This is a genomic window from Terrimonas ginsenosidimutans (genome assembly GCF_022012415.1).
Classification (GTDB): domain Bacteria; phylum Bacteroidota; class Bacteroidia; order Chitinophagales; family Chitinophagaceae; genus Terrimonas_A; species Terrimonas_A ginsenosidimutans.
Genome location: NZ_JAKLTR010000007.1, coordinates 203117 through 217349, shown reverse-complemented (window position 1 = coordinate 217349; position 14233 = coordinate 203117). Strand labels below are relative to the sequence as shown.

Sequence of the window (14233 nt, the reverse complement as noted above, 5' to 3'; positions counted from 1 at the left end):
TGCCGGGACAGTAACTGGTTTTTCGAATACGATCAATGGCCGGTTGCGTGCCACTGGACAAAGGATAACCAGTTTAGATACACTGAAGCCGAGACCCGGGCAATCAGGTCTTTTCGGTCGTCATTTGCTGGAGACTAAAAATTATGATCAAGCGATCGGCTTTTTATCAAACGGTTTGTCCAGCGAACCTTCAGATTCGTTGCTGCTGAGAGACCTTGCTCATTCGTATCTCTTCAAAGGTGATCTTACCAAAGCAATTGAGCTGTATCAACAATATTTAAACTCCGGACACAACAGTACCAGGAGCGAGTTAAGCAAAAGTTTGAAGAATGATTTTGAATATTTCCGCCGTGCCGGATTTGATCATTCAATAATAAAAAAAGCAAGCGGGATGCTTTCGCTATAGAATAAATTAAAGAGTTTATGAAACTGCGGGAGCATCCGGCTATTCATTGTTTATATGACTATAAAAACGAATGGCCCTGTTGGCGGATCCTGCACTGATCGGACACGGATAATACTTCAACACCCTACCTCCCGCTTCGATACCTGAATTCCGGGTTCATCACCGGTCTCTCCGCCAGGTTCGACACCTTCCATGCAACGCGATACATCAATTCCGTTATCCTCTTCAGTTTTTTATAATCAATAAATTGTGCCTCATCTTTAGGTGTGTGATAAGTAGGATGAAGTACAGATGTGAAGAAAATGGAAGGCACGCCCACTCTTACCATTGAGGCATGATCACTCCGGTAAAAAAATCCTTCCGGATGTGACGGATTATCCCAGGCAGTATCGATCAGGAATTTCGGGCCTTCCGTATTCGCTTCCATGGCGAGTTTCGTCAGCAGCTTGGACACTTCCTGTTTTCCATTTGTCCCCAGAATAGCCACGCTATCCGGAGAGTTTCTGCCGATCATATCGGCATTCAATACAGCCACGATATCCTTTAAAGGAACAGTTGGATAATGGCTGTAATGTGCTGAGCCGAACAGATATGGTTCCTCGGCGCCAAAAAAAATGAACAGTTGTGAACGTTTGGCAGGTTGTTTCCGGAATGCCCTTGCAACACCAAGAACGGCCGCACAGGCAGATGCATTATCATCAGCACCATTGTAAATAGAATCCCCTTGTTGCGTTTCACGTACACCCATATGATCTGTATGGCCGGAGATGATCACGTATTCTTTCTTCAGCGCAGGATCCGTCCCTTCGATCTTTCCAATCACATTCACGGATGGATACAGGAATGATTCCGTGAAAATATTTGCCCTGATCCTCAAAGAAGTACCTGCTCCAGCCGAAGGTATGTCCTTCTTACGCACCCAGAATACCGGCATTTCAGCACGGCCGGGCAGGGAAAGCTGTTTGTCATATAACTGGTAGCGCCCACGCTTCATGGTAACATGAACATGTTCTGTCCAGGCTCTTTCGGTAAAATCATCTGCCACAATAAAGATCACACCGGCAGCTTTCTTCTTTGTGAGTAAAGGGAGATATTTTCGTAGCGCAAGACCGGTCACAAAACGCCTTTCCGGAAAACTTACGTTAAGGTTGATGCTGTCATAGCCAGGTATGAACGCAACAACTTTTCCTTCCAGGTCCGCTTTTTCTATATCGGCAGTATTGGCTTTATCAAGTATTACCACCTCAGCATTTACGGAAGCCTGTGCAGCTGCTCCTACCAAAACATCAGACCAGAGAGCAAGGGGCTTATTGTTTATCTCCACCGTACTCAATGGAGAAACACGATGGCGCTGAAGATTGAAAAACTGAAAGAACGTTCCGTCATCTCCAGCAGGTTGAATGCCGGCCATCCTTGCCTGTTCCGCCAGCCACACCGCTGCTTTCAGTTCATCTTCTGTACCAAACTCTCTTCCCCGAAAATGGTCGGAGGCTAACGCGTACAGATCTTTTTTCAGATCGGTCTCTTTGATCTCTGCCAGGGATCCGGGCGGCGGTTGAAGTTGACTGAAGCAATACTGATTAAGGCATGCCATCATCAGGCATGTCAGCAGGATGTTGTTTGTTTTTGTCATAAGCCCCCTAAAGATAGGGATAGAGGTTGAAATCCCATGTTGACAGGCGGGATCAGGTGGCCTGTCCGGAGTGCCCACGCTGTCCGCTGAAGCATTGCCCTCCCGCCGTAATATTCCAATGCCGGGAACACAGCACATATTTTCAGAAATCATTTAATAACTAGAATTTCTGAATAATAATTACACCAATAATGATAAGAAACATACCTGCCATTCTCCAGATATTGATACTGTGCTGCTCTGCAACCAGGATCTTGAAATGATCAAATATCACGGCAATCACCATTTGCCCTGCCACTACCAGTCCGAATGTGAGCGCAGGCCCAATCCGCGGGAATGCCAGCATGGTAATTGTTACAAAGAAAGCGCCCAGCGCGCCGCCCAGCCATGCATAGCCGGGGGCCGTTTTTATTCCGACCCAGGTGACTTCCTGTTTTGTAATGAGTACATAAAGCAACAGGGAAACAGCGCCCACAAAAAAAGAAAGCATGGATGCATACAGGGGGCTGTCAATCGATTTTCCCAACCGGATGTTTACTCCCGCCTGTATCGGCAAAAGCATACCCGAAATAAAGGCAAGAAAGATCCAAAGTGTTTTCATAACCAGTTTTAATAGATATCATTTTGTTGACGATCATCTGAAACAGCCCGATGGCCTGGGTAGATCACTGAGTAGAGTGCAAAGCATCGCTGCAGGCCATACAGGACTCCTGACAGTGGATCGATGTATCCGGTTATCATTGACCACCCATCGCCATCGGCTGATGCTGTCTAGTGTTTTAACATGTCCTGTGCATACTGGATCCCGACTCCGTATGAGCCACCAAATCTTTTGATCAGATCGGTCACTCCTTTGTACGTTTCGCTTCTGGCCCAATCGCGTTGCAGCTCGAGAATATACTGCATGGCTGTCATTGGCTTCACCCCTGCCTGTATCATCCTGTTAACAGCCATTTCATGCGCCTCCCTGCTTACATCACCGCTGGCATCAGTGATCACATATACGTCGAACCCTTCTGCTTTTGCGGAAAGAGCAGGGCCAACAATACATACGCTGGTCCATAGTCCCGCAAACACAAGCTTCTTCTTATTTTTTGCAACGATGGCTTTTTGCGCATTCAGATCTTCCCAGCAATTCATGGTCGTTCTGTCGATACTGAGATTCGCCGCATAGAATTCAGTGATCTCCGGGAATACGGGACCGCTGAATGTTTTGGCGGCAACAGTAGTAACAACCGTCGGAATGTTGAATATCTTGGAAGCTCCGGCGAGAATGCCCGCATTGTTTCGCAAAACCTCCATTTCAATATTCTTAGTGGCAAAACCCATTTGGCTTTGATGGTCCACCAGCACGAGGGCATGGTTTAATGGGTTCAGCAACTCGGGAGATGGCTTTTGCGCATACGCCTGGACAGCAAAAACTGTTGTCAAAAAAAATACTGCTATTGCATTGATTGTTCTTTTCATAATTTCTGTTTGGTTTTGATTTGTTTTGGTTGATCCGTAATGTTGTTAAGTCTCTCCATTAATTTCACCTGCTAACGCCCTTCTGTCTTTAGCTGTTCTATCTGCTTCTCCAGCTCATTGATACGTGCCTGTTGTGCAATAAAAAACTCTTCAAGCTGCTCCAGTGTATACCGGCGCGTGATATGCTGCGGGCAATTCCAGTCATACGCATCGATGTGAAAAATGATCATACCCGCAGCCCGGAAACTATAATCACCAGGTGTCAATTGGTCATACAGTTCTGTATTACCCTCAAGCTCCACGACCTCTCCCCGTACATACAGTTTCAGCCGCGTTCTGGAAGGATAGTCCACCATGATCATCGCAGCCTTATGATCCCTTGTAAGATTACCGGTTGATATGAATTGCTTATTGCCATAGAAATCGATGAAACCGATACGTTTGCTATCCAGTACCTTCACAAATCCTTTCGGACCGCCGCGGTGCTGGATATAAGGATATCCGTTTTGTCCGACCGTTGCCATATAAAAGCTATCCTGTGTAGCAATGAACGAGGCTTCACTTTCTGTCAGGCCATCGGTATAAGACTTCTTCTCCATTCTTGCATAGCTACTGCGGCTGCCAGCTTTTTCCTGCATTTTCCTTACCTCATCAGTAAAAGCGATCTCTGCATATTTCTTTTCCATAATCGGATACTGGTTTTCAGTTGGCGGATGAGTTGGCTGCGGTGTCTTTATTATTCGCGTTCTTTCCATCATCGGCCTTCTTCAGGTGCAACAGATTGGCTTCCTCCTGTGCCAGCACAGGCCCCCACAAACTATCTCCGCATTCGTCCGGAAAATTGGGAATCGGTTCAACCTGTTCCGGCAAACCTGCGTTCTGCTTTTCACCATCATCCGAATGCTGTACGGGATCAATGTTGGGATCTTTCTTATCCATATATCTTTCTACTGTTTTTAAAAAAAAATTGAATGAGGGGCCTGTTACTGTCAAGACCTGTTTCTTAGCGGATGTCGTTTAGCTAAGAGATCTTCCCACACTGGCTCGATGACTCGATGACTCGATGGCCGATGACCGATGGCCGATGGCCGAGTGCCGCATTCGCATGGAAGCTATTGCTGCTAATTGGTATAGGGTATTGACACTAGTAGGTATATGTATTTTTCGGCCATCGGTCATCGGCCATCGGCCATCGGTCATCGGTCATCGGCACTCGGTCATCGGTCATCGGCACTCGGCCATCGGTCATCGGTCATCGGCCATCGGTCATCGAATTATCTTTCGGGAAAATCATTAAACTAAACGACATTGGTTTCTTACCCGGCAGTTTGTTCTGTCTGAAGTTTGGTGGCTGCTGTACGTGCAACCTTCCTGTCAAGGAAATCCCTGATCGTTGAAGCGATCTCTCCGCCGAAACTTTCCAGGGCAAAGTGACCTGTTGGATATAAATGGAATTCGAGATTCCTGACATCCTTTTTGTAGGCCTCTGCTCCCACTCCAGGGAAAATATAATCATCTTTACCATATACGATCAGCATTTCCGGATCATATTTCCGCAGATATGCCTGCCAGTTCGGATACTGCTTTACGTTATTCTGGTAATCATAGAACATAGCGATCTGTATATCGTCATTTTCAGGACGAAGCAGGTGGCGCAGATCGATCTCCCAGTTGTCAGGCGAGATCGCATCCACGTCAGGTACATGATGCGTGTATTGCCATTTCAGTCCTTCGGGACTATGAAAAGTCCTGCATTTCTCAATGGCGTCCTGGTCATTTCTGTCTTTCCACAATGCTTTGATCGGATCCCAGAAAGTTTCCAGTCCTTCTTCATAGCAACATCCGTTTTGCACGATCAGTGTCTCAATTTTTTCCGGATATTTTGACGCGAGCGTCCAGCCGACTGGTGCGCCGTAGTCCATCAGGTAAAGACTGTACTTTTCAATTCCCAGTTGACCGAGCAAGCCTTCTACAATGGAGGCAAAATTTTTAAATGAGTATTCAAACGCTGCGATGGGCGGCTGTTCACTGCGGCCATAACCCGGATAGTCTGGCGCGATCAAGTGATACCTGTCTGACAGATCATTGATCAGGTTGCGGAACATATGTGAGGAAGTAGGATATCCGTGGAGCAATACGAGTGTAGGTGCGTCAGCCGGACCAGCTTCCCTGAAAAAAATCTCCACTCCATTTACAGTCAAAAATCTGTACTGTGTTTTGTTTGTCATCTTTTTAAATTTAATTGTTAGAAAATATAATTGGTTGATTGATTTATTTTTCGCCCGCAGCTTTTAAAATAACTTTGGCTACTTCTTCAGGTTTTGATAACATGGAGACATGACTCGCCGGAAGATGCGTAGTGATAGCGCCGATATTTTTAGCCATTTCCTTCTCGAGTTGCGGTGAAATGATCTGATCGTTGTCTGATACGATGTAATAAGACGGTTTGTTCTTCCATGCAGGATTGGTGATCTTAGCGCCAAGTGTGCTTACATGAAAACGACCCTGCACTGCTGCAATATTCTTCGCTTCCTGCTGGGGCAGGTCCTGCGCAAAATATTTGACCACTGCTTCTTCTTTCAAACGGATATAACCATCGGTCACCACCGGATCACTTAATCCTGGAACACCGGGCACCTTCCTCACCTCATGCGCATCTTTGCTGAGGCTTTCGATGCTTTGTCCCGCATCAGGTGCATAGGCCGCTACATACACAAGAGCTTTCACTTTTTCCGCATTCCCTGCTTCCGTAATGACAACGCCACCCCATGAATGCCCGACGAGGATAACATCTCCCTGTATTTCGGCAAGGGCTCTTTCTGTAAAAGCCACATCATCGCTTAAAGAGGTAAGCGGATTCTGCACACTGATGGTTTGATAACCCTTCTTTTGCAGGATCGGTATCACTTTGTTCCATGATGAGCCGTCCGCAAATGCGCCGTGCACTAATACAATAGTCGGCTTGCCTGCCGGTTCCTGTGATGTTGACGGTTTACTTATATCTGCCAGGTAAAGACCAGATAGTAAAGAAAAAATCAGGGCGACACTGCCCAGGTAGTTTGATCTCAGCTTTTTCATTTTGCGTTTTTTTGGTTTGATGAATGGTTATTGATCATGCCGCTCACAATGCGTTGCTTGTTTTGCGGTCATAAATAAAACGATGTATCAATTCTGCCACATACTGGTGATGCTCCTCGAGCAGGCAATGTCCTCCATCGATCTGCACTATTTCTGCACCAGGAAGGTCTTTTCTGTACGCCTCTGCCCCTGCAGCGATGAACATCGCATCATTCTTTCCCCAGAGCACGAGTGTATCAGGCAATGAGGTTCTGAAGTATTGTTGCCATTCAGAGTATTTCGGATAATTATGCTGGTAATCCCGGAAGAGGGCCAATTGGATTGTATCGTTTCCCGGCCTGTCGAGATAATACTGATCCGTGATATAGCTATCGGGATTGACTGTAGCCGGATCACCCGCACCGTGCAGGTATTGCCATTTGGTAGCGTCCAGGCTTAAGAAAAATCGAACTGCTTTTTCATTTTCCCCATCCGGCTGTTGTGCATACTGCGTCAGGGGTTGCAATAGTGACCCCAAGCCTTCTGCATAGGCATTTGCATTTTGAATGACCAGTGCGCGGAAAAGTCCCGGCCGGCGAACGGCAATTCGCATTCCTACAGGCCCGCCGTAATCCTGCATATAAAGTATGATGTTGTTCAGTTGAAGCTCATCGATAAACCGCTCGATGATTATCGAAAGGTTTTCAAATGTGTAATTGAACTCCTTTACATCCGGCGCACTGCTTTGTCCAAATCCGGGATAGTCAGGCGCTACGAGATGAAAGGAATCCGACAGTTCTCTGATCAGATCCCTGAACATATGTGAGGAAGACGGGAATCCATGCAATAGAAGTAAGGTGGGCTGATCTTTTCTACCCGCTTCACGGTAAAAAATATCGAGACCGTTGATGGCTACCGTTCGGTAGAATATTCTATTTTTCATCTTTTATTTTTCTTTGTCGATAAACTTTTTTGAGATCTCTCCTATCCCGGATAAACTTCCAGACTAGTCAACTCATACTTCTTCACTTCCGAAAAATTCTTACCGCTCCCTTTTTTAAAGAACTTGCTGAAATGAGCATAGTCGCTGAAGCCAAGATCGCAGGCCACTTCTTTAAGACTGGCACCCGTGAGATTGACTTTCCTGATGGCCTCCATGATGACCCGTCTCCGGATATGGGAACTGGCAGAATTTCCTGTTGCTTTTTTGATTGCAAGGTTCAGGTAGCTGGGAGTAATGGAAAGAAGGGCTGCATAGTCGGATACTTTTTTATTGGTTCTGAAATTCTTTTCCAGCAGAACATTGAATCGCTGGATCAGTAAAAACCTTCTTCCATCATCGGGATCGTCACGCAGCCGGTTGATCTTTCTCATCAGATTGAACAGTAAGACGTTCATAAATCCACTCAGGATCTGCAGCTTGAAATTGGTTTGGGTCTCGAACTCCACCCGCATCATCTCGCACAATTTCATACTCTCGTACATCGCTGTATCTTCCAACCTGATCACTTCTTTGCGCAAAGACATTACCTGGAATACCGGAAAATATAAACCGGCAAACTCCCTGTCGCCGCTGAGAATAAGCGCCTGGTTGAAGCGTATCAGGAAACCTTCGGTGTCTTTGCCTGCTTCAACCCGGTTATGCCTGTTCCGGGATGTGCAGTAGAAACTATTAGCAGTAAGGAGCGGCCTGCTTTCCGGCAAAGTAAGTGTCGCTTTACCGCGCGAGACCAGGCAGATCTCAAACATCTCCTCTCCTACAGGTGCGTCTTGCAGATCTGTAAGGTTTGAAAGGGGCTGTATGCTGAAATAAGCATACTGACCGGGCATCTTAAAAGCCGGAGGAACATCGGTTGTAAAGATTTTCTTCATTGCATTAAAGTCTTTGAGTTAGCCAGCTGATTATATCATTTAAAACGACTTCATTATCCAGGTCGTTCAATAGATCATGGTAGTGACCTTCATACAACTTCAGCTCCCGGTCAATGGAAGAAACGTGTTGCATGATGTACTTGCTTCCGGAAGGTTTTGTAGCCCTGTCTGCCGTTCCATGAAGAAGCAATAGAGGAAGTGTGATCCGGTTGATCTCTTTCTTCAATAATGCTGATGCCAGCAACAGTTGCTGCATCGTTTTAGCAGGTTGCTTCTCATTGACCAGTAAAGGATCATTTGTCATGGCATCCACAACAGCCATATCACGGGAGAAGTCTCCATTCTTCAATTGGATCAGCCTTGCATGCGGAATTAAATGGGCCAGCAGCTTTATAACATTCAGGGCAAAACCGGGAGCTGGCAACTGAAAGGCAATGCTCTCTGAGATCAATCCTTGTAACTTATCCTGGTAAAGAATTGCATATACTGAAGCGAAGACACTCCCGGCACTATGCCCGAATAAAAAAATGGGTAAGGGAGGCTGGGCGGTTGCGATCCTGAGCAATTCATTAATATCAGCAATAATATCGCGATAGTCGTTGATATAATAACGTTCACCGTCGGAGTGGCCCCGCCCCCTTAGATCCAGTGCATATACATCAAAATCATTTTCGGTTAACCGGAGAGCCAGCTTTTGAAAATACTGGCTATGTGAATTGAGGCCATGAACAAGCAGCACAATTCCCTTTGGATTATTATTCGTCTTCCATACACGGTAAAAAATAGTCTGTCCATCATTTGTTTTAAAATCAGCAGTAAACTGGCTGTCGTTTGGATGCATAAGCATTAGTTAAGCTTGAGGTTTGTGATTGTTGCCATACAGATCGTCTGTTATAGCAGATCACTTGTTTGCATCCAGTTAGTCTATTAATGTGCCACTTCACGAATAAAAACAGATCATACAGATTGACTATTCCAATCCGTTCTTAGTCAGTGCCTTAATAAAGTGTGTGCAGATCGTGGAAATGTAAAAATGAAATAACAACTCCATTTTATTGGGAGTTGCTATTAAAAAAATCCAAAAATTTTGGAGATAGTATTTGCGCTATTTTGACGAGGTGGTAGTACCCGGAACTGAAGGCCATTGTCCGGAATGTGGAGCATGTTCAATGATCACAAAACAAAACCGGTGTCTCTGACATCGCCACGAATGCCAGACGATCAGCATGCTTTAATAAGTATGCTGATCGTCTGAAATATCATCCTTGGTGATATTCAGCTTTGCTATCTTGGCTTCAAGCGTTGTTGGTTTGATATTTAATAATTCCGCCGCCCCTTTGGCTCCACGGATCCGTCCTTTAACTTTTTTCAGAACGGAGATCATGTAAGATCTTTCGGTTTCCCGCTGGATCTGTTTGATATCTTCAAACGAGTTCGTCAGCCCGTTGCCCATCTCTTTTTCCTCCACCCTCGCTAACACTCTTTTTAGTTCGAGCTTTGATTTTCCGTCATTCAGGATCACGGACTGCTCCAGAATATTTCCCAGCTCGCGGATATTACCGGGCCAGTCATATGCTGCGAGTTCATCGGCCATTGACTGCGAAATACCATGGAAGGGCTTATTGAATTCCTTGCAAAATTTGTCGGCAAAATATAATGCTAGCGCATATATATCACTTTTTCTTTCACGCAAAGGAGGAAGCGTGATAGGAAAAGCATTCAATCGATAATAAAGGTCGAGCCTGAACCTTCCCTGTGCTACTTCCTGTTCCAGGTTCTTGTTGGTCGCTGCCACAACGCGTACATTAACTTTGATCGGAGATGAACCACCTACATATTCTATCTCCTTTTCCTGTAAAACACGCAGCAGTTTCACCTGCATGCCCAGTGGCAATTCACCGATCTCATCCAGGAAAATGGTTCCGCCCTGCGCCTGCTCGAATTTCCCTTTCCTTTTTTCACTGGCGCCTGTAAACGCGCCCTTCTGATGTCCAAACAATTCAGACTCGATCAGCGTAGGCGGAATGGCGCCACAATTCACTTTTACAAAAGGTTCTTTTTCCCTTCCTGAAAGGGTATGGATCAGCTGGGCCACTTTCTCTTTGCCTGTTCCGCTTTCTCCGAATATCAAGACCGACGTATTGTACGGCGCTACCTGCGCGGTAAGATCAAGGGCTGACAACAATAAGTGATGGCTGCCAATAATACTTTTAAATCGTACATCATTCATCTCCTGATGGAGCGACTGCCCGAAAATATCTGGAAGAGCCAGCGATGAAGTCGCCGCGTCTGAATACAGTGTTTCCCCAACCTCCGTAAGGCAATCATTTAATCGGTCTAATAACGCAATATGATCGTCTGTATAAATATTTTCCTGCCGGCTGTAAAAAAAGTACTGCACGGACCGGCCATCATTCAGACTGACAGACAGCGAGAGATATGACTGCAAATCGAACGCCCGCGTCATCAACCCAGATAAAGTCGATACCACTTCTTGCTTCTCCGTCCTGCCCCTTGAGATACCTGTCTCACCGGCCTGAGCATTTTCGGGATCCGCCGTAACCTCACTCTCTTTCAAACCCGTGATGATAAGCAATTCCTTTTTACTTATGAACTGGTACTCATCAAACCCTATACGCAGGTATCCCTTGTCAATTGAACTGTTTGTGACCGTTTCTTTGTATGCCGAAATAAAAAGGTCAAATGGAATGAACGACTGCAGCTGCCTGACGATCTTTAAGATCCTTTGGTCAACGGTAATTGCTTCACTGCTGGCTTTTTTAAGCTTATCCTGCAGCAATGCCTCCTGTCGCAGTTTTGCTTCAGTGCTTTGTTCATGCCGGTACCACGCAATATCCAATGTTACGAGGAGATCTTTTTTGCGGAATGGTTTCACCAGAAAACCATAGGGGTCGGTTGCCTTAGCTTCTTCCAGGATTCTCTGGCTGGAATTAGCCGATAAAAAAACGAAGGGGATATTTTCAGCCCGCAGCTCTTTTGCTATTTCAATACCGGAAGAATTTCCTTCCAGGCGGATATCGAGCAACACCATATCGGGTTTTTCCCGGGTGATCAACTCTGCCGATTCGTTTGCGGAAGCAGCGATACCCGTTACTTTATAGCCAGCCTCCGTTAAGATCAACCGGAGATCATTCGCTACGATAAATTCGTCTTCAACTATCAATAAGGTTTTACTCATGAAATCGCCATTATTTCGTTAACTGTGGATTTCTCCACACGCTCGACCGTTGCTTTCCGGAACCGTACCGTTATATGCAATCCGTTATCGCTTTTAAAGGTCAGAGTGCCGCCAAGCTGTTTCGCCAGCCCGCGCATCAGATCAAAACCCAGTGAATTATGCCGGGATATATCAAGTCCTGCCGGTAAGCCTACTCCGTTATCAACTATTTGCAGCACTAAACGATCATCTGAATCCTGATGCAATGTTAGACGTACCGTTCCTTCCCTGCTTCCCGGAAAAGCATATTTCATTACATTAACGATACATTCGTTAATGATCAGGCCGAGCGGGATTGCCTGTGACACATCAAGATCCAGTGGTTCGATCTCCTGTTCAAAAACGATCCTCTTCTCCGTGTCAAAACTTTCCTGCACATAAGATACCAGCTCATTAATGTAATCCTGCATGGCAATACAGGACATGTTATCTGAAAGGTACAATTTCTGATGGATCAATGCCATTGCCTGCATGCGGCGTTGGCTGTCATTTATCGCCGTCCTTGCATCCCTGTTATCGATGTATACTGATTGTGAGTTCAACAGGCTGATCACGATCTGCAGATTGTTCTTCACCCGGTGGTGGATCTCTTTCAACAGCCATTCCTTATCGTCAACAAGGTCCTGCAGTTGTTCATTTTTCAGGCTGATCACTTTATTGGCTCCCTGCTTCAACCTGTTTTGGCGGTATAAAAGCCCCGCGATGATCAGGACTGCGATAATACCGGCAATGGTGAGGTTTCTCAGAAGAGCGTCCCGTTTCGATCTTTCCTTTTCGAGTGCAGCCTGTTGCGTTAACTGGGAGATCTGACCTTCCTTTTCCTGTATCTGGTATAATACCTGTAGCTCCTCTGCCTGCCGGACCTTTGTTACTTTGAAAGTTGCATCAAGCAGTGTAACGTATTTTTTGTAGTGTGCTACGGCCGATCGATCATCCCCAAGTAAAGAATCGATAGTGATCAGGGTGCGGTAGAGATCCAGATCAGCGGTTAGAGGCCGTAGTCTTGAGCGTGGGGCCAGGAGATGAGCGTCCAGAATTTTCCTTGCCTTCCGGTACTCTCCTTTTTTCATTAAAAGAAAGCCAGTCAGTTCGTCAATGTCCGTTCTCCGGAAAGGTGGCCTGAATGTTTCAGCAAGGGTCTCCAGTGAATCCATTTTTGCCAGGTGCCATTCAACCATTTTCAGTTGGTTATTGTACAAATAGCCATAAGCAAACGCATAATGATAAGTAAATTGATCCGCCAGTGTTTCCTGCGGGGTCACCTGCGTTGAAATATTCTTTACCATTTCCAGGGCCTCTTTACTCTTTCCATTCTGCGACATACGATAAACAACAGCTATCATCTGGTTATAGACCGTTGGATTCCGTTGTCGCAGGAAATGCTGGATCGCTTTTTCGATCACGGCAAAACTTTCCTCTTCCCGGCCTTCTGAGGAAAGCATGAGAGCCAGGTTACTGTGAAAGTATCCCCATCCTATACTGTCGCGGCAATTCTCTGACACTTTGATCATTTCAAGTGTGTATCGCAATGGTTCGCCAAATTTGCCCATGAAGGTATTGACCATTGATAGCGCCTGCGCATTATAGTGTATATATGGAAACTGAATGGACTCCGCGAGACGATATGCCTGCTCCAGTATCTCATGGGCTGTCTCCAATTGGCCCGAGGCCGTGAACAAATAACCGGCATCTGTCAGCGCATTGATCTCCCCTTCCGTATTGCCAAGGCTGTGATAGATTGCGGCAGCCGCGCGGGTGTCATTGATCTTACCGGGAAAAGTCGCACCCATTGGCCGCGTATACCTGCTGCGGTAAGCCAGTGCTTTTGCTTCTGTTTGTTTATCTCCCGCATCCCTGCACTGCCTGATCAGCCGTGCGTATATTGAATCCCCCTGGGAGTTACTGGCCTGTAAATACATTTTTCCCAGCAGGCAAAGGGCGTGCCGTCCCATCACAGGTTCGTTAAGTTTCCGGCTTTCAGCAATAGCCTGCTGAAGATAATATTCGACGCTGTCCCTGAAATAAGTATAGCTGTTCCGCTGAAATGCGTAATACGACCCCAGCAGTAACAACCGCTGAAGACGCTTCCGGCCGCTTGCTGCTGACAGCTGGCGGACACCGGTTGCCGGGTCTTTCCTGTCGATCCATTGCGACTCCTTAAAAAGGTCCTGGTCCCCGAAACCTTCTGACAGTACAGAAAACCGGCTCAGACCGAGTGAGTGACTGGCCTTGAACAAAGCACTGTCGAGATCAACCTGGCCTTCATTTACTACATTGATAAAAGTAGAACTCAATAACAGATACAGTCGCTGCCATGACTCTTTGTCCTCCTGCGGAGGGTGATAGGTATACGTTGGTAAAGTGTTTGGCGAGGAAGCTCCGGTTTGTGCATTTACTTGTATCATCACGCTGACCAGCAGACATGTCAAAGCTAATTTGAACATAGATTCCTTTTTTCGATGCAGAGTTGCGAACTTTTAAAGATAGGAAATAAAGTTCCTGCGCCTTCAGCTGTTATAATTAATACAGCATTTGCGTGTGTTTGAACAGGTGCATGCGC

At 46.1% G+C, this 14233-nt stretch carries 13 protein-coding genes; 1 reads left to right on the top strand and 12 read right to left on the bottom strand.

The genetic code is table 11. The features are described 5' to 3' along the window. The first annotated feature begins 43 nt into the window (after window positions 1-43). Entirely contained in the window at window positions 44-406 is a 363-nt protein-coding gene (locus LZZ85_RS28795) for a tetratricopeptide repeat protein (RefSeq protein ID WP_432422766.1), read from the top strand. Between the two features lie 124 nt (window positions 407-530). Here the strand turns inward: LZZ85_RS28795 and LZZ85_RS12890 are convergent, their stop codons facing one another. From LZZ85_RS12890 to LZZ85_RS12835, 12 genes are all read right to left on the bottom strand, one after another. After that, the gene (locus tag LZZ85_RS12890; protein WP_237872316.1) at window positions 531-2039 is read right to left on the bottom strand and encodes a M28 family peptidase; all 1509 of its coding nucleotides are present in this window, start codon (window positions 2037-2039) and stop codon (window positions 531-533) included. Between the two features lie 160 nt (window positions 2040-2199). After that, window positions 2200-2640 carry a DMT family transporter gene (locus LZZ85_RS12885; protein WP_237872314.1) on the bottom strand — a complete coding sequence of 147 codons (441 nt, stop codon included), beginning with the start codon at window positions 2638-2640 and terminating at the stop codon, window positions 2200-2202. A 170-nt stretch (window positions 2641-2810) separates the two neighbouring features. Continuing rightward, entirely contained in the window at window positions 2811-3506 is a 696-nt protein-coding gene (locus LZZ85_RS12880) for a hydrolase (protein ID WP_237872312.1), read from the bottom strand. 71 nt (window positions 3507-3577) lie between these two features. After that, a complete protein-coding gene (locus LZZ85_RS12875; protein WP_237872309.1) occupies window positions 3578-4192 on the bottom strand; it encodes a pyridoxamine 5'-phosphate oxidase family protein in 615 nt (204 codons plus the stop codon). A gap of 16 nt (window positions 4193-4208) precedes the next feature. Continuing rightward, a complete protein-coding gene (locus LZZ85_RS12870; RefSeq protein WP_237872307.1) occupies window positions 4209-4445 on the bottom strand; it encodes a hypothetical protein in 237 nt (78 codons plus the stop codon). Window positions 4446-4822: 377 nt separating this feature from the next. Further along, a complete protein-coding gene (locus tag LZZ85_RS12865; protein WP_237872304.1) occupies window positions 4823-5734 on the bottom strand; it encodes an alpha/beta fold hydrolase in 912 nt (303 codons plus the stop codon). 43 nt (window positions 5735-5777) lie between these two features. After that, entirely contained in the window at window positions 5778-6584 is an 807-nt protein-coding gene (locus tag LZZ85_RS12860; RefSeq protein ID WP_237872302.1) for an alpha/beta fold hydrolase, read from the bottom strand. A gap of 43 nt (window positions 6585-6627) precedes the next feature. Continuing rightward, entirely contained in the window at window positions 6628-7506 is an 879-nt protein-coding gene (locus LZZ85_RS12855; RefSeq protein WP_237872300.1) for an alpha/beta fold hydrolase, read from the bottom strand. Window positions 7507-7547: 41 nt separating this feature from the next. Next, a complete protein-coding gene (locus LZZ85_RS12850) occupies window positions 7548-8435 on the bottom strand; it encodes a helix-turn-helix domain-containing protein (protein ID WP_237872297.1) in 888 nt (295 codons plus the stop codon). A 4-nt stretch (window positions 8436-8439) separates the two neighbouring features. After that, window positions 8440-9276 (bottom strand): alpha/beta hydrolase, encoded by an 837-nt coding sequence (locus LZZ85_RS12845; RefSeq protein WP_237872295.1) that lies wholly within the window; start codon window positions 9274-9276, stop codon window positions 8440-8442. A gap of 390 nt (window positions 9277-9666) precedes the next feature. Further along, entirely contained in the window at window positions 9667-11634 is a 1968-nt protein-coding gene (locus LZZ85_RS12840) for a sigma 54-interacting response regulator (RefSeq protein WP_237872293.1), read from the bottom strand. Continuing rightward, window positions 11631-14117 (bottom strand): sensor histidine kinase, encoded by a 2487-nt coding sequence (locus LZZ85_RS12835; protein WP_237872292.1) that lies wholly within the window; start codon window positions 14115-14117, stop codon window positions 11631-11633. The genes LZZ85_RS12840 and LZZ85_RS12835 overlap by 4 nt, the downstream gene beginning before the upstream one ends. Window positions 14118-14233: the final 116 nt, after the last annotated feature.